The sequence below is a fragment of the Streptomyces soli genome (assembly GCF_003999195.1).
GTDB lineage: Bacteria > Actinomycetota > Actinomycetes > Streptomycetales > Streptomycetaceae > Actinacidiphila > Actinacidiphila soli.
In genome coordinates this window covers 1-19167 of record NZ_RJVR01000351.1, presented here as the reverse complement: position 1 = coordinate 19167, position 19167 = coordinate 1, and the positions used below count along the sequence as shown (strand labels likewise).

Genomic DNA, 19167 nt, shown 5'->3' with positions numbered 1-19167 from the left:
AGGGGTGTCCATGGTGTGGACCCCCTTTGTGAGGGAGTCCGACTCCCCCGCAACCGTGACCGTCAGCCTGACTGCCTGTGGGGCATGAGCCGCCACTGCCGGCGGAAGTGCTACCCAGCCTGCTGCTGCTCGGCTTCGCGGATGGGGTGGACGGTGCCTTCGAGAGTGCCGTCTTGCTGTTCGTGCTGGGAGAGGGCGAGGCCGAGGCCGAAGAAGGTGGGTGCCCATTCGCCGACGAAGATGCCCCACCGGTCAGCGCGGTCGAGGCCAACGCCGGGTTCGGCCTTCAAGCTGGTGACCCAGGCGGCGACGGAAAGCCCGATGGAGGCCATGTCGGCCAGGTAGGCGTGTTCGCTGCGGATGCCCATCTTGTGCATTGCTTTGATCATCACGGTGTGCTCCTTTCGGGTTCTCTGGGGGGTGTCCGCTCACACCCGAATCGCACATAATCGCACATAATGGGATAGAGACGACGAAGCCGCCATCCTGATGACTGGGGCCTTCTTTGCGTTCAGGGGGCGCGGGGCCGGCGCTAGTCTGCCTCGATGACCATCGACGACAAGCTGCTGAAGATGCCCTACGCCGTCGCCGCCCGCAAGCGAGCCGAAGCCGGCGGGACCATCTTCAGTTGGCGGGCCCTCGTGCCCACAGAGGAGAAGCACGAACTGACCGCGCTCTCCGACGCCATCGAAGCGGTGGAGCACTACGGCTGGCGGCTGGACCAGGCACTGCCGGCCGGGCAAGACTCCCCTCTACAGGCCGCGTGGTTCCTCATCTTCCGGCGGGCACAGGGGTAGACGGACGGCGCTCCTACGCCGACGACCTGTTCACCGAAATCACCGACCCATGGATCACGCCGCACTCGCGGTGACGATGACGCGCAGACGAAGGCCCCGCCCGAACTCCCGATGGCCGCCGGTCAGTTGTGTCCGTCTCGCCCACAACTGGCAGTCGTGGGGATACGCCCACAACCGTGGGGCAGCTGTCCGCGGTTCGCTCGTGCCGCCGTTCGGGTGGTGGTTGTCCGCCGGATGCCTCGCCACGCGGGCGGCGGCGACATCCACGCCGTGAAGGAGACACTGCGGCACTCGACGATCCAGTTGTCGAGCGACACCTACGCGAGCCTGCTCCCCCAAGTCGACCGGGCGATCGCGGAGAAGGCGGCGGCGCTGGTGCCCCGCGCACGCCGGGAGAAGATCATCCGGACCGCCGCTCACGCATCGCTCACGCAGGAGCCCCCTAACGAGTGAGTGTCCCACCCTGGTTCAAACCAGTTGGGACACTCGTATGCAGGTCAACCGACCTACTCCCCCGCCGGGCACGGTGGGGCGGGTGGGACTCGAACCCACGACCGACGGATTATGAGTCGCCCGGATTCCGTGCCGGGGGATGACGAGTAATCCCCCCTGATCCCGTCCGTGCAGGTCAGAAAGGGAGCAGGTCTGACTCGCAATGAACGGTCCCACCAAGTCCAGGAGCGTCCGGGCTCACACCGGGCTCACCGCCTGCGCTCCGCAACGGACTCCATGGAACTGGCATGCCACGGCAGGACGACAGATTCAGATCCGTCTCTCGAAAGGCGGGAATCACCGGGAAGGCGGTGGGCGTTTGATCCTCCGCCTTCCCAGAGCTGACCGTGCGGCTTGTCGCCATCGCGCGAGCAGGGCGAGGGCGGCCCGACCCGCCTGGACGGATCCCCCGCCGGATTGGCGAGGAGGGTCAGGGAACTACTCCGTCCCGCACAACGGTGAGCGGAAGGTCTCGTCGAGGGAGGTGCATCCAGCCCTCGACCGCGGCCATGGCATGCTCCTCGTCCGTGGTCGGCGAATGGGTCATTCCACACGCTGCGGCCCGTGCGACGACCGCCGATATCAGGGCGTCCAGGTCATGGTCGCTGCGCGTGCACCGGTCGCGCACGCGTTCGCTGAGGTCGAGGCCCAAGCCGCCGGCGAGGCCGGCAAGGATCTCGGCCCTCGCAGCAAGAGCGGCAGGCTTGGAGCTCTTATAGCTGACCTTGCTCGCAAGCCCCCACTGGATCAGCGCGAACGCCGGGTAGACCTCGACGACCGAGCCGGAGCCGTCTCGGGGAATAGCGGGGCCCACCTCAGCCAGACGTTCCAGGAGATCCACCGCTCGCATGGCGACGATGCCCAGCTTGTCAGCAGCGACCGACAGAGGGCGCTGCTTCCCGGCCCCGGTGCGCTTCCATGCCACGTCGTCGGTCAGACGATGGGTGAACCTGCCCAGCCCGTCGCGACCGCCCGGGTGCGGCACGTAGCGGGACCGTACGGGCAGCTTCGTGCCAGCCTGGTGGGCGGCGAGCAGGGACGTGAATGCCACCGGCCAGCCGATAGGCGAATCCAGACCGGTCTTGTCGGCGGTCCGCATGGCCGCCAGCAGGTCTTCGTCGTTCCTGGCATTGAGTAGCTCGACGGCCGGTTGCTCCGCCCAGATGACGCGGCAGACCCCGGTCGTTCCGGAGTAGCCGGCCAGGTCGATGCCCACTGTCACCATTGGCGGGTCCGTCACGGCGGTCTCTGCCCACTTGCCCGCAGTCATGACCTGCAACTCGCCTCCGCCTCCTTTCTATGCGAGCCTGCCAAGTCCCGGCCAGGCTGTCAGTGCGTGGACTCACGGTACTTGTTTGACCCGGGCAAAGAGGCCGGCCTCGATCTGATCAGGACGGGCCCCCAACCTCGCCGCGAGCCCATGCGCGGTGGCCAGGTACCGCTGGTACGGATCGGTAGTCTCTCCAAAATCGTACGAGCGGCGCCGGAGCCGTCCTCAAGGACGCGGGGATCGAGGTCGTGCTCAGCGGCGTACGGATGCCGCGCATGAACTCGATCATGGAAAGGTGGGTGCAGACCTGCCGACGTGAACTCCTGGACCGCACCTTGATCTGGAACCAGCAGCACCTGCTCCACGCACTACGGGAGTTCGAAGAGTTCTACAACACCCGCCGGCCCCATCAGGGCATCGCCAACGCCCGACCGCTGCACCCGATGCCGGTGCCGATCAACGATCCGGAGCAGATAACCCACCTCGACGTCCGAAGATGGGAACGACTCGGCGGCATCCTCCACGAGTACCAACATGCCGCCTGAGCTGGCCGGATGAGGTTTTCGGCAGGAGCAACCTTGGGACAGACGAGGAAGAGGGCGTGCATGTGGGGGACGCGTGGGCCAGGAACCACGGCTCTGGCGGGCGCGCAGCAGTGTCGGCAGCCGGCCGGTGCAGCGCGACCCCGGGGTCGGCTGCGACGACGCATTCCCGCGATCAATTTACACGCCGCTGATCAAGCCTTGACCGGCGCCCCTCATCCTCGGCCGGCCGGTCACCGGGAGAGGTAGGGCGCCGCCGGCCGTGAGGTGGCCGGCTCCGTCCGAACCGCCCATGGGGGCGGCGGGGACGGTGACATGCGGACGCGGCGATCCCCGGTGAGCGGGACGTAGCCTGCTCACCGGGGATCGCCGGGTGTCACGGATGCGACGTGCGACTACGGTTTCTCGGTGTCGTAAAGGGCGCTCACTTCCTCGGCGGTGAGCGCCTTGTCATAGGCGTGCACCTGGTCGACGGCACCGTTCCAGTAGTCGGTGTTCGCGCCGGCGAACTTGGCGCGGCCGACGGAGAGCGGCCCGGTGCTGACGTCGGCCGGCCCGGATGCGTTGGTTGCCACCAGCCGGCCGTCCACGTACAGCTTGATGTTCTTGCTCGCGGAGTCGTGCACCCCGACGAGGTGGTACCAGCGTCCCAGCTCGGGCTTGGTCACCAGACGGGCCCGGTTGCCGCCGGGTGTGCTGAAGGCGAAGGCACCCTGGCCGTACTGCAGGTAGAACGGGTTCTCCGTTCGCCGGCCGTCCTGGCTGACCACGGTGGCGTAGTTGCCGGGGAGCGAGTCGAGCGTGACCCAGGCGGAGACCGAGTAGTCCTTGGTGGTGTCGACGACCGGCCCGGTTGTCTGGGCGTACTGGCCTTGGCCGTTGAACTTCAGCGCGCTGCCGCGGACACCCGGGGTCCAGGTGGTGCCCCCGGTGAGCTTCAGTGGGCGGTCGTTCGGGCCCTGGTCGGCCGCTGTGGTGCCGCTGCCCTCGTCGAGGGCCCAGTACCCGCCGCCCTGCAGCTTGTCCCGTTCACCGGCGGCCGCGCCGGCCGCGATGACCTGGCGGTTGATGTCGCGTACCTTAACCGGGTCGACCTTGAGCACCCGGCGGTCGTAGGTGTACAGGCCGTTGAGCTCGTTCTCCAGGTCGGTGACCTGTGTGTACACCGAGCCGGACAGCTCGGCGCCGGCGGCTTCGAGATAGAACGTCCTGGTGTTGTCCACGTACTTCTGGGTCAGGGCGTCCTTGTCGGCCACACCGCTGTAGATCACCGTGGGAGCGCCCGGCCACATGTGTCCGGGGGTGCGGAGGGTGAATCCGCCGTGCTCGCCGTCCAGCGCCGCCCGGTGCTCGTCCGGGAACGGTGCGTCGTTGTTGCCGTAGTCGTGGTGGTCGATGATGTCGCCCTTGCCGGAGTCGCCCTTGGAGTTGCAGCAGTTCACACCGCTCTGGGCGTTGACGATACGGGAGGGGTCGGCCGCCTTGACGGACTCGGCGATCCGGCCGGTCTCGTCGCGGTTCCACTCGCCCCAGCCCTCGTTGAAGACGTCCCAGCCGATGACCGAGGGCGAGTTGTGCAGCTGCTGGACCTCCTGCATGCCCTCGGAGACGAAGGCCTTCTGCCCGGTCTCGTTGGTGATGTCGCCGGAGACGAAGTCCTGCCACACCAGCAGGCCGAGCTTGTCGGCGTAGTAGTACCAGCGGGGTGACTCGACCTTGATGTGCTTGCGCACGGCGTTGAAGCCGAGGTTCTTCTGCGCCTCGAGGTCGAAGGCGAGGGCCTCGTCGCTGGGCGCGGTGTACAGGCCGTCGGGCCAGAAGCCCTGGTCCAGCATGGCGAGGGAGAAGATCGGCTTGCCGTTGAGGACGAGTTTCTGGTAGCCGCCGACGTTCGCTATCCCGATCTTCCGCATACCGAAATAGCTGCCGACGAAGTCGGTGGAGTGGCCGTCGGTCAGTGTGACCTTGAGGTCGTAGAGGTACGGGTCGTCGGGAGACCACAGGTGCTGGTTGCTGACGGGCAGCCGAAGCGGGCTGTTGGCCGGGCCGGTGACGGAGCCGACGGTCCTGCCCTTGGCGTCGCGGGCGACGGCCTTGACGCGGGCGGAGGCGGAGGCGGAGGCGTTGGCGGAGTTGACGGTCAGGGCGAGGGTGCCGGTGTCGATGTCGGGTGTGGTGACCAGTGTGTCGATCGCGGTCGTTGCGACCGGCTCCATCCAGACGGTCTGCCAGATGCCCGACGACTGGGTGTAGAAGATGCCGCCCGGTGCGCTGGACTGCTTGCCCAGCGGCTGGTTGCGGCCCGCGGTGTCGGTGACGGCGACCACGATCTCCTGCGGCCCGGTCTTCTTGAGCGCATCGGTGATGTCGGCGCTGAACCCGGTGTAGCCGCCGGTGTGCTCCGCGACCTGTGTCCCGTTCACCCACACCCGAGCCTGGTAGTCGACGGCGCCGAAGTTGAGCTCGAGCCGCTTGCCGTGGCCGACCTTCCAGTTCTTGGGGACGGTGACGAGCTTGCGGTAGAACATGTGGTCCTCGTGCCGCTCGATCCCGGAGAGCTGCGACTCCACGGGGAACGGTACGGTGATCTTCTCGTCGAGGTTCTTGCCGAAGACCGGCTGCTCGTTCGCGCCCGCTGCGGCGAACTGCCAGGGCCCGTTGAGGTTCTTCCACTGGTCGCGGACCTGCTGCGGGCGCGGGTACTCCGGCAGCGGGTGCTCACGGTCGAGCTTGTCGCCCCATACGGTGGTGAGCCGGTGGGTGGAGGCGTTCTGCGCCGAGCGGATGAGCTGCGGAACGGTGTCGGTGCCCGCGTTCAGGCCGCCCTCGCCGTCGTAGGTCACCCTGACCTGCTGGCCCTTCTGGATCGGCGCCGACAAGGTGATGACCAGGGACCGCGGGTCGTCGGAGGCGACGGCCACCGTCTTGACCGGGATCGGAGTCGTGTCGGCCGTCACCTTCAGGTGGTCCTTGACCGCGCCGATGGAGCTGACCCGGTTCTCGAAGGTAGCCCGCACCTGCGTGCCGTCCTGCGGGACGGAAAGGTCGACCGGATAGATCTGGAAGCCGTCCGGCGGGGTGAACGCCGTCTCCGGGACGAGCTGTTTGGCGATGGACGGGCCGGACCAGCGCAGGTACATATTCGCGCCGCCGGTGTCCTGGAACATCTCCAGGCGGAAGTCGTGCCGCTCCCCGGCGGTCAGCGATACCGCGGCGCTGGTCTGCTCCCGGTCCCAGTCGCCCACCCAGTGGTCGATGACCGGCACGCCGTCGATGAACAGCCGGAAGCCGTTGTCGCCGATGGCGTAGAAGGTGTAGGCGCCAGTGGTGGGAGCCTCGATCCGGCCGGTCCAGCGGGCGGTCGCGTTCTCCTGATGACCGGTCAGTTCCTCGAACGTGCCGGCCAGACCGGGAAAGTTGATCTGGGGGTCGAGCGAGACTCCGCCGAGGTCCGCGAAATCGTGGGCGCCCGGTGCGGACATGCTGAAGTACTCGCCCTTCAGACCGTGCACCGGGGCGATGGAGCCGGCGTCGGACGCCGCGGGAGCGGGCGGTTCGGCAGCCGAGGCAACGGGGCCAAGGCTGCCGATCGGCAGTGCCAGGGCGGCGGCGAGCAGCAGCGCCCTGATCAGTCGTCGGATGTGAGTGGGCTGTCGAGTCATGGGCTGTTCCTCGCGCAGGGGGATCGGGCCGGAACTGTGCGGAGCGATCGTGCTGGTGAGGTTGTGCGCCGGGCCGGCCTGACATACCGCCGCGGGCAGGGCTGCCCGAGGCCGCCGCGGCGGAAGGCGGCGCGGCGGGGCCGGTCGATTGCAACGTTAGAAATCTGCGTGCAGCGGAATGAGAGCACGTCAGCAATCGGCTGTCCAGAGGTTCTGCAGCACTCGTTCCCGGCCGGCCCGCTCTGCCGCGTCACGCACAGGAAACATGGCGGCGACGGTCTTGCCGTCGGCGTGGGGGCGCCTATATAACGTTGTAAAGCCAGTTGGTGACACCCTGTCATCGAGCTGGCCGTCAGGGTCCTTTCACAGCTCACAGCCCCTTTCACCGATCGCAGCCGCACGCTGCGCCCGCTCGGGGCGGCCCTGTTGCGCTCCCGCACTGCCCGCGACCGCACGCCGTACGGCGGCGCTGTCCCGTCCGCCAAGGAGTGTTCTGTTCATGACAAGCACGCGCAGTTCCCGCACACTCGCCGCCGCCGGACTCCTCGTCGCGGCCGTCACCCTTGCCGCCACCGGTTGTGCGAAGTCGGAGACGACCGACAACGCGGGCGACGACTCCTCCCAGGCGGCGCAGGTCGCCAAGACTCCGGAGGCGAGCTCCGGCCCGGGGTGCGCCCTGACCGCCTACGGGGCCCCGAAGATCGACCTGAAGAACGCGGTCGTCGGCTTCTCCCAGTCGGAGAAGGAGGCGAACCCCTTCCGTATCGCCGAGACGCAGTCCATCAAGGACGAGGCGGCGAAGATCGGGGTCAAGAAGCTGCTGACGACCAACGCCCAGTCGCAGCTGTCCAAGCAGATCAGCGACATCCAGGACATGCTCGCCCAGGGGGCGCAGTTCCTCATCGTCGCCCCGCTCAATTCCGACGGCCTGGAGCCCGCCCTCAAGGCCGCGGCCGACAAGCATGTACCGGTCCTCACGATCGACCGGAAGATCAACGCCACGGCGTGCAAGGACTACCTCGCGTTCCTCGGCTCGGACTTCGTGGAGCAGGGCAAGCGGGCCGCCGACGCGATGATCAAGGTCACCGGCGGCAAGGGCAAGGTCGCCATCCTGCTGGGCGCCTCCGGCAACAACGTCACCACCGACCGCACCAAGGGCTTCGTCGACCAGATCAAGGCCAGTGCGCCCGGCCTGGAGATCGTCGCCCAGCAGACCGGCGAGTTCGCGCGGGACAAGGGCCAGCAGGTCATGGAGCAGCTCATCCAGTCCAAGCCGGAGATCACCGCGGTCTACGCCGAGAACGACGAGATGGGCCTGGGTGCCCTCACCGCCATCAAGGGCGCGGGCAAGAAGCCCGGCAAGGACATCAAGATCGTCTCCATCGACGGCACCCGTAACGCCGTCCAGGCGCTCGCGGACGGCGAGTACAACGCCGTGATCGAGTCCAACCCGCGGTTCGGACCGCTGGCCTTCGCCACCGCGCAGAAGTTCTACGGCGGCGAGTCCATCCCCGAGGACGTCATCATCTCCGACCGCGCCTACGACGAGGCCAACGCCAAGGCGTCGGTCGCCGGAGCGTACTGACCCGCACGGCTCCGGGCCGCCACGGCGCACTGCGACCGGTGGCGGCCCGGTCACCACTCCTACGATCTGCGGAAGGCCAGGACATGGCACCTCCCGAAGCGGCAGCGCCCGCGACGGCCGGCCCGGAGCCGGCGACCGCACCGGCGGTGCTGGAGGCTCGCGGCGTCAGCAAGCGGTTCCCCGGTGTGGTGGCCCTCGACGATGTCTCGTTCACCCTGCGCGCGGGGGAGACCCACGCCCTCGTCGGTGAGAACGGGGCCGGCAAGTCCACCCTGATCAAGGTCCTCACCGGCGTCCACCGGCCGGACAGCGGCGAACTGCTCCTGGCCGGGCGGCAGATGCACTTCGCCCGGCCCTTCGAGGCGCAGCAGGCGGGCATCTCCACGATCTACCAGGAGGTCAACCTCGTCCCGTTGATGAGCGTGGCCCGCAACATCTTCCTGGGCCGCGAGCCCACCTCGCGCCTCGGACTGATCGACTTCGCGCGGATGCACCGGGAGGCGGCCGGACTGCTGGCCGGTTTCGGTGTACGGGTCGACCCCCGGCGGCCGCTGCACACTCTGGGCGTCGGAACACAGCAGATGGTCGCGCTCGCCCGCGCGGTGTCGGTCGAGGCGCGCGTCGTGGTGATGGACGAACCCACCTCGTCGCTGGAGCCCCGCGAGGTGGAGACCCTTTTCCGGGTCATCGGTGACCTGCGGCGGCAGAACATCGCCGTCCTCTACGTCAGCCACCGCATGGACGAGCTGTACCGCATCTGCGACCGGGTCACCGTCCTGCGCGACGGCCGGCACATCCACACCGGCGACCTGGCCGACATCGACCGCATGCAGCTGGTGTCGATGATGCTCGGCCGGGAGGTCACCGAGGTCCGGCGGCACGGAGTGACGGCGTTCGGCGACGAGGGGCACGACGTGGCGCGCACCCCGGTCCTCACCGCCACCGGTCTGACCCGCAGGCACCAACTCGACGCCGTCGGGCTGGAACTCCACGCGGGCGAAGTGCTCGGCCTCGGCGGCCTGCTGGGATCAGGGCGCAGTGAGACGGCCAAGGCCCTGGCCGGTGCCCTGGCCCTCGACGCGGGGGAGATCACCGTCGCGGGCCGGCCGATGCGGCGGACGACCTCCGCGCGCGCCATCCGGGCGGGGATCAGCCTGCTGCCCGAGGACCGCAAGGCGGAGGGCATCGTGCCGGGCCTGTCGGTCCGCGAGAACATCGTGCTCGCCGCGATGCCCCGGCTGTCGCGGGCCGGGATCGTCTCGCGCCGGCGACAGGACCGCATCGTCGACATTTTCATGAAGCGCCTGCGGATCAAGGCCTCCAGCCCGGAGCAGCAGGTCGGAGAACTCTCCGGCGGGAACCAGCAGAAGGTGCTGCTGGCGCGCTGGCTGTGCCTGGAGCCCAAGGTGCTCCTGCTGGACGAACCCACCCGCGGCATCGACGTCGGCGCCAAGGCGGAAGTGCAAGCGCTGATCGACGAGCTCGCCCAGGAAGGACTCGCCGTCCTGCTGATCTCCTCCGACATCGAGGAACTGGTGGAGGGCTCCGACCGGATCGTGGTGCTGCGCGGCGGCGCGGTCGCCGGTGAACTGACCGGTGACCAGGTCGGCGAGAGCACGCTGCTCCAGGTGCTCGCCGACCACGCACCCCCCGCCGCCGCGGACGCGGCGGATGCCGTCCCGGGCCCCGGCACCGAGGCCGCCCCGCACATCCCGGCCGGGGCACCGGCCGGCAAGGAGGATCCCCGATGACCACCCAGGCGACCGTGGCGCCCGGTCGTGCCCTGTCGCGACTGCCCGGCCCCGCATGGTTCCAGGAGTACGGCGTGTACGCGGCGGTGGCCGCGCTGCTGGTCTTCAACGCCGCCTTCACCGAACACTTCCTCACCGTGGACAACCTCCGCACCCAGCTGGTCCAGGTCGCGCCGGTGGTCATCGTGGCCCTGGGCATGGCCCTGGTCATCGGCACCGAAGGCGTGGACCTGTCCGTCGGATCCACCATGGCGCTGGCAGCCGCCCTGCTGCCGCTCTACCTCGGCTACGGGCTCGTACCCGCCCTCCTGGTCGCAGTGCTGGCCGGCGCCGTGGTGGGCGCGGTGAACGGCACCCTGGTCTCCGTTGTGGGCCTGCAACCCATCGTCGCCACGCTCGCACTGTTCGTCGGCGGCCGCGGGCTCGCGCTGGTGGTAGCCGACGGGCAGCTCAAGCAGATCGCCAACCCCGATCTGCTGGCCCTGGGCACCGGCAGCTTCCTGGGCATCCCGCTGGTCGTCCTGATCGCCGGGGCCCTGGCACTCGCGGTGGCGTTCTTGGTGCACCGCACCACCTTCGGCCGCCAGGTGGTGGCCATCGGCGGCAACCGCCCCGCGGCCGCGCTCGCGGGTCTGCCCGTCAAACGCGTCCTGACCGGCGTGTACGTGCTGTGCGGGGTGTTCGCGGCGCTCGCCGGTGTCCTGGCCACCGCTCGGCTCACCGCCAGTGACCCGTCCTCGCTAGGCAACCTGATGGAGCTGTCCGCGATCACCGCCGTGGTCGTGGGCGGGACACCGCTGAGCGGTGGATCGGTCCGCGTCCTCGGCACCGTCGCCGGCGCCCTGCTCATGCAGCTGCTGCGGGCCACCCTCGTCAAGCACGACCTGCCGGACTCCACCGCCCAGATGGCCCAGGCCGCGATCATCCTCGCCGCCGTCTACGTCGCCCGGGAGCGCCGATCCCGATGAAACCCCTCTCCGCGCCCGCTTCCCCCAAGACCGCCACCCGGCCGCCGGCCGCACCGGCCCCCGACGGCGGCCCGATCGACAAGGACCCCGCCGCCGAGCGGCCGACCAGCGGGGAGCGCCTGGCCTCACTGGTCCAACGCCAGGGCGTGCTCGCCGTTCTCGTCCTCGTGGTGGTGGTCTCCTCCTTCGTCTATCCGTCCTTCGCCACCGTGGACAACGCCCGGGGAGTGACGGTCCAGGCCGCGTTCCCGGCCGTAGTGGCGCTGGGCATGACGCTGGTGATCATCACTGGCGGCATCGACCTGTCGGTCGGCTCGGTGTTCGCACTCGGCGGCGTGCTCGCGGCCTGGGCCTCGCAATGGGGCCTGCTGCCCGCCCTGCTCCTCCCGCTCGCCGTATGCGGAGCGATCGGAGCCCTCAACGGACTGCTCATCGCCCGCGCCGGCATGGCGCCCTTCATCGTCACCCTCGCCTCGCTGCTGGCCGCCCGCGGACTGCTGCTGGCCATCACCGACGAGGGTGCCACCACCTATCTGGTGCCCAAGGAGTCGGCGTTCGCCGACCTGGGGCAGGGGAGCGTGTGGGGATTCGGCTACCCCATCCTGATCGCCCTCGTGCTCTTCGGCCTCGGAGGCCTGGTACTGCAGCGCACCTCCTTCGGACAGACTCTGTTCGCCGTGGGCGGCAGCGCCGACGCCGCCACCCTCATGGGGTTGCCCGTGGCCCGCGCCAAGGTCCTGGTCTACCTGTTCAGCGGTCTGCTGGCGGGCCTGGCCGGCGCGATCAACGCGGCGCGGCTGTCCTCCGGCGTCACCATCATCGGCGTCGGCATGGAACTCGACGCCATCTCGGCGGTCGTCATCGGAGGCACCCTGCTCATCGGCGGCGCCGGTTCGGTCAGCGGCACCCTGTGGGGCGTGTTGCTGCTCGCGGTGATCCAGAACCTGATCAACCAGATCGGCTCGCTCAACTCCTCCTACCAGTCCGTGGTCAGCGGGGGCTTCCTGATCGTGGTCGTGGTGGCGCAGCGATACTTGGCACGCAGCCGCAGAACCACCTGAGGAACCCCGGGTTGCCGTGCGGCCGAGCGCCGGCGGTGCCCGGCACACAGCACGCCGATCCCGGGCCCGTCCCGGGGGTCGTCCGGTCCGGTCCACCGAAGGAGTGCAGTGGGCGTCAGCCTGAAGGACGTCGCGCAGCGGGCAGGCGTGTCCGTCAAGACCGTCTCGAACGTGGTGAACAACTATCCCCACGTCACGCCGCACATGCGGGCGAAGGTACAGCAGGCGATCGACGAACTCGGCTACCGCCCCAACCTCACCGCGCGCCATCTGCGCAAGGGACGCACCGGCATCATCGCCCTGGCCGTGCCGGAACTGGGCAACCCCTACTTCGCGGAGTTGGCCGGAGCGGTCATTGACGAGGCAGCCCGCCACGACTACACCGTGCTGGTGGACCACACGGCGGGACTGCGCGAACAGGAAGTCCTGGTCAGCCAGGGATTCCGGTCACATGTCATCGACGGCCTCATCCTCAGCCCGATCCATCTGGAGACCGAGGACCTCACGGGGCGGGACGAGACCGTTCCGCTGGTCCTGCTCGGTGAGCGGGAGTACGAGGCCCCGTACGACCACATCGCCATCGACAACGTGGCGGCCGCCCGGGAGGCCGTCGGCCATCTGGTCTCGCTCGGCCGCCGCCGGATCGCGTTCATCGGCTCCCGTACCGGACGCGAACGCCAGCCCGCCCACCTGCGGCTGCACGGCTGGCGCGAGGAACTCACCGCTGCCGGGCTCATGCCCGACGACGCGCTGGTCGCGGCGACCGACGGGTACGGGCGCGCCGACGGCGCCGCCGCCATGGCCGCGCTGCTGGACCGCGGCGAGCGGCCGGACGCCGTCTTCGCCTACAACGACCTGATCGCGATCGGTGCGATGCGCACCCTCGTCGAACGCGGCCTGACCGTGCCCGGTGACGTCGCCGTCGTCGGCTTCGACGACATCGAGGACAGCCGGTTCGCGGCCGTCAGGCTGACCACGATCGCCCCCGACAAGCAGACCATCGCCCGTCTCGCCGTGGAATGCCTGTTGGAGCGGCTGGCCGGGCACCCGGCCGAACCGCGTAGGACCCGCCCCCAGTACCGGCTCCTGGTCCGCGAGTCCACCGGTGCGGTGCCCGCCGGGCAGCACCTTACCGGACGCGGTGACGCGTCGGCCGCCCCCGGCTGACGGCGGCTCGCACCGGCCGCTCCCCACACACCGACCGCTCACGACGAGGACCCCCATGCCCCGGCCCACCCTGCACCGCAGCCCCTACGGAACCAGCCCCGAGGGCCGCGCCGTCGAGCTGTGGCGGCTGGACTCCGGTACCGGCGTGACCGCCGAAGTCCTCACCTACGGCGGCATCCTGCACTCGCTGCGGGTACCCGACACGTTAGGGAACGCCTGTTCCGTCGTCCTGTCTCTCGCCTCCGTCGCCGAGTACGCCGAGAAGAGCCCGTACTTCGGCGCGCTGATCGGCCGCTACGCCAATCGGATCGCGCACGGCCGCTTCACCCTGGAAGGCACGCGGTACCACGTCCCTCCCAACGACCGCGGCCACGCCCTGCACGGCGGCCCGGAAGGCTTCGACTCCAGGATCTGGCGGGCCGAGCCGGTCCCGAGTGGCGACACGGCCTCGCTCCGGCTGTCGCTGCACAGCCCGGACGGTGACATGGGCTTCCCCGGCACCCTCGAAGCGACAGTCGCCTACGCACTCGACCCGGCCGGCACCCTGGCCGTCGACTACACCGCCTCCACCGACCGCCCCACCGTCGTCAACCTCACCCATCACCCCTACTTCAACCTGTCGGGGCGAGGAGGCGACGTCCTGGACCACACCCTGCAAGTGGAAGCCGGATCCTATCTACCGGTCGACGCCGACGGGATTCCGCTGGGACCCCTCGCCCCGGTCCAAGACACCGCCTTCGACCTGTCGTCGCCGCGCCGCATCGGCGACATGCTGGCCCTGCCCGACCCGCAGCTGCGGCAGGCCGGCGGCTACGACCACTGCTGGGCGCTCCGCACCGGCAGCGCGCAGGGCGAACCGCGCCGTGCCGCGCGCCTGTCGGCCCCTGCCCAGGCGCGCGTGATGGAGGTGTGGACCACCGAGCCCGGCCTGCAGGTCTACACCGGCAACCAGCTCGACGGGTCCCTGGCCGGCGCCGACGGCCACCCGCACCTGCGCCACGGAGCGGTCTGCCTGGAGACCCAGCATTTCCCCGACTCGCCCAACCACTCCGCCTATCCCGCCACCGAATTGCGTCCCGGGCAGATCCTGCGCAGCCGCACCGAGTACCGCTTTCCGCACCTGGCCGCGCCGGGGGAGCGGGGCGAGCGGGACTGACGCCGGCTTGAGTGCGGCGCATCGGCCCAGCGGCCACCCCGGAACCGAGGGAACAGAGCGAACAGACGGCCCAGCCACCGCACCAGGGAGAGGACGTGTCCCGTGCCGTACCGGGAAACAAGGAGCACGACAACCCGCCTCCGCCGCCGACTTCATGCGCTGCTCATCGCGATCGCCCTCGCCGCCGCGGCCGTCACCGGCACCGGAACCGTCGCCGCCGTGACGCCTGGTCAGGCGCTGCCGCAGGAACCCGCGGCGGTCCCGGCGCACCCCGCCGTCGGACCTGGCACCCATGTGCTCGACGACGCCTCCTACCTGACCGGGTTCAACGACCCGGCCTGGTACGAGTCGAACATTCCCTTCGTCGACCTGCCGGACAAGACGATCCAGGACGTCTACTACTACCGCTGGCGGGTCTGGAAGGAACACCTGCGCTACACCAACCCCACCGACGGATGGATCCTCACCGAGTTCCTCGACTGCTGCGGATACGCCGCGCCGTACCAGGCCGTCGACGCGGCGGCAGGCCACCACATCTCCGAAGGGCGCTGGCTGCGCGACCCGCAGTATCTGGACGACTACACCCGCTTCTGGCTCACCGGTCCGGGCTCCGGCCCCAAGCCGGCCACCGACGACGTCAACGCCGACACCACCGACTGGGCGCACCAGTACAGTTTCTGGCTCGCGAGCGCCGCCTACGACAGGGCCCAGGTCACGGGTGACTTCAGCTCCCTCGTCGCGCTGCTCCCGCAGCTGAAGCGGCAATACCACGGCTGGGACAAGCAGTTCGACGCCCGACTCGGGCTCTACTGGTCGGTGCCGGTGTGGGACGCGATGGAGTTCTCGGCCTCCTCCTACGAGTCCGCTGACCCGTACCACGGCGGCGCCGGCTACCGGCCGACGCTGAACTCCTACCAGTACGGCGACGCGACGGCCATCAGCCGTATCGCCGCACTCTCCGGGGACGGGGAGACCGCACGGGAGTACGCGGCGAAGGCGGCCGCGCTGAAGACGGCCATGCACCGATGGCTGTGGGACCCGAGCCGCCAGTTCTACCTCTCCATGCCGCGCGACGACAACCCCCAGCACCGCCTGCTCGACACCCGCGAGGAGATCGGCTACATCCCCTGGCAGTTCGGTGCCGCGAAGCCGGGCGACGCCCCGGCGTGGGCCCAGTTGCTCGACCCCCAGGGCTTCGCAGCGCCCTACGGTCCGACCACCGCGGAGCGCCGCAGCCCCTGGTTCATGCACGAGGCCGGCGGCTGCTGCCGCTGGGACGGGCCCAGCTGGCCCTTCTCGACGGCGCAGACCCTGACCGGCATGGCGAACCTGCTCGACGACCACCCGGAACAGCGGGTCGTCACCCGGGCCGACTACGCCGACGCCCTGACCGCCTACGCCAGGACGCAGTTCAAGGACGGCCGGCCGTATGTCGCCGAAGCGCACTCACCGGACCAGGACGCCTGGATCTACGACGGTGGCAACCACAGCGAGGACTACAACCACTCGACCTTCAACGACCTGGTGCTGTCCGGACTCCTGGGACTGCGCCCGCAGAACGGCGCGAGCCTGCGAGTGCAGCCGCTGGTCCCGGTGAGCTGGGACCACTACGCGGTGGAGAACGTCCCCTACCACGGCCGCAATGTGACGGTGCTGTGGGACCGCGACGGATCTCACTACCACCAGGGCGCGGGCATGCGGGTGTACGTCGACGGGAAACTGGTCCGCTCCTCGGCGACGCTCAAGGACATGACCGTCCCGGTGGAGCCGTTCCCCAGCGGTCATGGAGCCGTCACCAAGGAGCCCACCCGGCTGGTGAACGACGCCGCGAACCCGCTCCGGCAGGGCTACCCCAAGCCGATCGCCTCCTACACCTGGCGCTATGACAATGCCTGGAGCGGCCTCGACGGCAAGGTGTGGTTCAACGAGGTGCCGCAGAACACCCGGTGGACCAACTACGCCTCGCCGCACGGCCAGGACTACTACGGCGTCGACTTCGGCGTGCCGACCCCGGTGAGCGACATCCGCTGGTACGGATACGACGACTCCGGAGGCGTACGCCCTGCCGTGTCCTACCGGCTCCAGTACTGGACCGGCGACGCCTGGACCGACGTCCCCGGCCAGGTCCGCGACCGCGCCGAGCCGGCCGGCAACGGACTCAACCGCGTCACCTTCCCCGTCCTGACCACGGAGCGGGTCCGGCTGCTGTTCACCAACCCCTCGGGCGCCTACGTCGGCGTGAGCGAACTCCAGTCGTGGGCGCCCTCCAGCCGCGACGCGGTCGTGAAGGTGGGACCCGACGGCACCGGCGCCCTGCCCGTGAACGGGCGGACCACGGTCGAGGTGACCGTGGCCAACACCACCGGCCGGCGCCTGTCGGATCCGGTCGTGTCACTGGCCGTGCCCAGCGGCTGGACGGCGGCACCCGCCGCCAGGCGACACACCGCCAAGGCGATCCCTCCCCGGGCGTCCGCGGTGTGGCGGTTCACCCTGACACCACCCCCGGGTGCGTCCGGGACCGACTCCGCCCTGGTGGCCACCGCCACCTACGGCACCCACGGCCACGGGGTCGCCGTCACCCACACCCGGCGGCTGCTCACGGTCGCCTTCGACCCGGAGGCATACACCCACCCGCAGGTCGTCGACGACTTCTCCACCGACAGCCGAGCCGACTACAGCGCACGCCGGCCGTATCAGGACGAGGCCGTGCCGGAGCTGGCGATCGGCGGCGGACAGATGACCGCCCGCGCCGGCCAGCGGTTCTTCACCCTGCTCGACCGCGGCATGAGCCCGACATCCCCGGATGCCGCCGTCATCGTCGACCCGGCCGCCTTCATCGGCGACGCCCCGAACGAGGACAGCCTGTTCGTCGGCCTCGTTCGCGACGACACCACCTACATCGGCGCCTGGTACAACAACCACCACCGCTCCACCGGGATCGACGTGCGGGTCGACGGCGCTCTGAACCCGTCGGGCAGCGGCGCCTGCTGCACCTCGGTGACGCTGACCCCCGGCGACCGGCTGGCCTTCCAGACGCACGGCACCACGGTGTCCTCATGGGCCGAGCACGACGGCACCTGGCAGCGGTTGACCACGACCGACGTGGGATCCGCCGTCGACCTCTCGGATCCGTCCGTACGCTCGTCGTACCACTTCATGTTCGGCGTGCGCGGTGACCCCGGCACGATCGCGGTGGACCGGTTCGAGGCGCGCAGCGGGGCTTCCTGACCGTGAAGGCGCAGGTTGCGCTCCTCGTGCGCGACCTGCGCCGCTCCGGCCGGGTGCCGGGCACCGGACCAGGGAGCCAGGATCTGATCGGTGCCCGGCACCCGGCCGCCGCGCACCGAAAACCCCCTCTTACTGTCGTCTCACCCGCACCGTACCGGGCATTAACCGCGTGCCCTTACGTGGCAAGCCTCAGGACTCCTGTGCGGAGGACGGAGCCGCTCGGCGGCGCGGCCTTGTGGCCCCCGGACTGAATCGGGGGAGTGAGGGACACCTCACCGGTCAGCGGCGCCAGGCCGGGGATGAAGTGCTCGTGAATCGCATTCCACTGAGCGGTGAGGGTGGCGTCGGACAGCTGCGAGTAGGGGGTCGTCGGCAGCACGAATCCCAGCGCCGAGGCCCGCTGCCGGGCCTCGTCCAACAGCTCGTCCGGGCAGACGGTGACAACGGGATGGTGATGTTGCAGGTGGCGGCCGAGTAGATCCTCGTCGAAGCAGTCGATCGGCACCAACAAGATGTTGTGATCAAGACGCAGACTCTGGGCTGCCTTCAGCTCCCAGATATCGACATCGACGAGATCCAAGAGCGAGGCAGGTAGGTGCAAGCAGTACCAGAGCCCGGGCAGCGCGGCGGCCACCGTTTTACGGTCGAACGCCGCGGCCAGGTCGGCGTCCAGTACCCACTGGCGCTTCGCGGCCTTGCCCTTCGCGGTGCTGAAGATCGCCTGGATGGCGTCGTGGCATCCGCGGCCCGGGCGGAATCCGTAGGAACGGGATTCGAACCGGGCTTCCCACTCGGGCTCCCGATGCCCATGCGAGGACGGTAGCGGCTGTCAAGCCCCGGGTTTCGTGGATGGCGGTCCAGCTCCGCGGCGAAGAAAGCGGAGGCGGACTTCAGGATCGCGTTCGCCCGACGGAGCTCCTTCACCTCGCGTTCCAGCTCGGCGATGCGGGCCGCTTCGGCGCTGGTGGTGCCGGGCCTGGTGCCATCATCCGTCTCGGCCTGCTTGACCCAGCCGCGCAGGGCGTCGGGGTGGACGTCGAGCTGGTCGGCGATGCGCTTGATCGCGCCGACCCGTGCCTCGGGGTCCTTGCGGGCCTCGACGGCGAGCCGGGCCGCGCGCTCGCGCAGCTCCTCGGGGTACTTGCGGGGTGCAGCCATGAACGGGATCCTTCCGGGTCTTCGATGTCTCCATCAAACCCGGGGCAGTTCATCCGGGCGAAAAAGATCTCCACATGGGGCTGATTCTGAGGCATTGTCAACTTGGCTGACACACTGCCCGACCGTGGGACAAGCTGCTGGATCGCACCCTCATATGGGACCAGCGCCACCTGCTCCACGCCCTGCGCGAGTTCGAGTCGTTCTACAACGGGCATCGACCCCACCGGACCCCTGGGTCAGACACCCCATGTCGTTGGGTGTCAAGCGGCATGGGGTTGGGCGTGGTGCGACCAGGCGGTCGCTTCGTCGTAAGTGGTGTGGGTTTTGAGG

The 19167-nt window shown here is 69.5% G+C and carries 13 protein-coding genes and 3 pseudogenes; 11 read left to right on the top strand and 5 right to left on the bottom strand.

Annotation, left to right across the window (positions count from 1 at the left end):
• Positions 1-110: 110 nt before the first annotated feature.
• The gene (locus tag EFK10_RS42735) at positions 111-389 is read right to left on the bottom strand and encodes a hypothetical protein (RefSeq protein WP_127361045.1); all 279 of its coding nucleotides are present in this window, start codon (positions 387-389) and stop codon (positions 111-113) included.
• A gap of 156 nt (positions 390-545) precedes the next feature.
• On the opposite strand from EFK10_RS42735, the gene EFK10_RS42730 reads away from it, so the two are divergent.
• Together EFK10_RS42730 and EFK10_RS42725 are read left to right on the top strand one after the other, a co-directional pair.
• Entirely contained in the window at positions 546-797 is a 252-nt protein-coding gene (locus EFK10_RS42730) for a hypothetical protein (RefSeq protein ID WP_127361022.1), read from the top strand.
• 243 nt (positions 798-1040) lie between these two features.
• Positions 1041-1250: pseudogene (locus EFK10_RS42725) on the top strand (site-specific integrase); the annotation flags it as partial.
• A 469-nt stretch (positions 1251-1719) separates the two neighbouring features.
• Here the strand turns inward: EFK10_RS42725 and EFK10_RS42720 are convergent.
• Positions 1720-2559, bottom strand: coding sequence for a DUF429 domain-containing protein (locus EFK10_RS42720; RefSeq protein WP_240677819.1), 840 nt, complete (start codon positions 2557-2559; stop codon positions 1720-1722).
• 248 nt (positions 2560-2807) lie between these two features.
• Between EFK10_RS42720 and EFK10_RS42715 the strand changes: the two genes are divergently transcribed.
• Positions 2808-3104: an integrase core domain-containing protein gene (locus EFK10_RS42715; RefSeq protein ID WP_265737604.1), complete on the top strand. Its 297-nt coding sequence runs from the start codon at positions 2808-2810 to the stop codon at positions 3102-3104.
• Between the two features lie 392 nt (positions 3105-3496).
• Here the strand turns inward: EFK10_RS42715 and EFK10_RS42710 are convergent, their stop codons facing one another.
• On the bottom strand, positions 3497-6763 hold the full coding sequence (locus EFK10_RS42710) for a LamG-like jellyroll fold domain-containing protein (RefSeq protein ID WP_127361021.1): 3267 nt from the start codon (positions 6761-6763) through the stop codon (positions 3497-3499).
• A 499-nt stretch (positions 6764-7262) separates the two neighbouring features.
• Between EFK10_RS42710 and EFK10_RS42705 the strand changes: the two genes are divergently transcribed.
• From EFK10_RS42705 to EFK10_RS42675, 7 genes are all read left to right on the top strand, one after another.
• Positions 7263-8348: an ABC transporter substrate-binding protein gene (locus EFK10_RS42705; RefSeq protein WP_127361020.1), complete on the top strand. Its 1086-nt coding sequence runs from the start codon at positions 7263-7265 to the stop codon at positions 8346-8348.
• 83 nt (positions 8349-8431) lie between these two features.
• Positions 8432-10099 carry a sugar ABC transporter ATP-binding protein gene (locus EFK10_RS42700; protein WP_127361019.1) on the top strand — a complete coding sequence of 556 codons (1668 nt, stop codon included), beginning with the start codon at positions 8432-8434 and terminating at the stop codon, positions 10097-10099.
• Complete coding sequence (locus EFK10_RS42695; RefSeq protein ID WP_127361018.1) at positions 10096-11067, top strand: ABC transporter permease; 972 nt, start codon at positions 10096-10098, stop codon at positions 11065-11067. The genes EFK10_RS42700 and EFK10_RS42695 overlap by 4 nt, the downstream gene beginning before the upstream one ends.
• Entirely contained in the window at positions 11064-12128 is a 1065-nt protein-coding gene (locus EFK10_RS42690) for an ABC transporter permease (protein WP_127361017.1), read from the top strand. The genes EFK10_RS42695 and EFK10_RS42690 overlap by 4 nt, the downstream gene beginning before the upstream one ends.
• A gap of 108 nt (positions 12129-12236) precedes the next feature.
• The gene (locus EFK10_RS42685) at positions 12237-13295 is read left to right on the top strand and encodes a LacI family DNA-binding transcriptional regulator (protein ID WP_127361016.1); all 1059 of its coding nucleotides are present in this window, start codon (positions 12237-12239) and stop codon (positions 13293-13295) included.
• A gap of 55 nt (positions 13296-13350) precedes the next feature.
• A complete protein-coding gene (locus EFK10_RS42680; protein ID WP_127361015.1) occupies positions 13351-14451 on the top strand; it encodes an aldose epimerase family protein in 1101 nt (366 codons plus the stop codon).
• A gap of 102 nt (positions 14452-14553) precedes the next feature.
• Complete coding sequence (locus tag EFK10_RS42675; RefSeq protein WP_206305815.1) at positions 14554-17679, top strand: MGH1-like glycoside hydrolase domain-containing protein; 3126 nt, start codon at positions 14554-14556, stop codon at positions 17677-17679.
• Between the two features lie 175 nt (positions 17680-17854).
• Here the strand turns inward: EFK10_RS42675 and EFK10_RS42670 are convergent, their stop codons facing one another.
• On the bottom strand, positions 17855-18313 hold the full coding sequence (locus EFK10_RS42670; RefSeq protein WP_164836389.1) for a hypothetical protein: 459 nt from the start codon (positions 18311-18313) through the stop codon (positions 17855-17857).
• 236 nt (positions 18314-18549) lie between these two features.
• Positions 18550-18837 (bottom strand): annotated as a pseudogene (locus EFK10_RS51550) (transposase); the annotation flags it as partial.
• Positions 18838-18968: 131 nt separating this feature from the next.
• Here EFK10_RS51550 and EFK10_RS51545 point away from each other — a divergent pair.
• Positions 18969-19091 (top strand): annotated as a pseudogene (locus EFK10_RS51545) (integrase); the annotation flags it as partial.
• Positions 19092-19167: the final 76 nt, after the last annotated feature.

Bases quoted from the DNA above. Each gene is read 5' to 3' on its own strand.
- EFK10_RS42730 (WP_127361022.1), top strand. From the start codon at position 546: ATGACCATCGACGACAAGCTGCTGAAGATGCCCTACGCCGTCGCCGCC.
- EFK10_RS42695 (WP_127361018.1), top strand. From the start codon at position 10,096: ATGACCACCCAGGCGACCGTGGCGCCCGGTCGTGCCCTGTCGCGACTG.
- EFK10_RS42720 (WP_240677819.1), bottom strand. From the start codon at position 2,559: ATGACTGCGGGCAAGTGGGCAGAGACCGCCGTGACGGACCCGCCAATG.
- EFK10_RS42700 (WP_127361019.1), top strand. From the start codon at position 8,432: ATGGCACCTCCCGAAGCGGCAGCGCCCGCGACGGCCGGCCCGGAGCCG.
- EFK10_RS42710 (WP_127361021.1), bottom strand. From the start codon at position 6,763: ATGACTCGACAGCCCACTCACATCCGACGACTGATCAGGGCGCTGCTG.
- EFK10_RS42705 (WP_127361020.1), top strand. From the start codon at position 7,263: ATGACAAGCACGCGCAGTTCCCGCACACTCGCCGCCGCCGGACTCCTC.
- EFK10_RS42735 (WP_127361045.1), bottom strand. From the start codon at position 389: ATGATCAAAGCAATGCACAAGATGGGCATCCGCAGCGAACACGCCTAC.
- EFK10_RS42680 (WP_127361015.1), top strand. From the start codon at position 13,351: ATGCCCCGGCCCACCCTGCACCGCAGCCCCTACGGAACCAGCCCCGAG.
- EFK10_RS42690 (WP_127361017.1), top strand. From the start codon at position 11,064: ATGAAACCCCTCTCCGCGCCCGCTTCCCCCAAGACCGCCACCCGGCCG.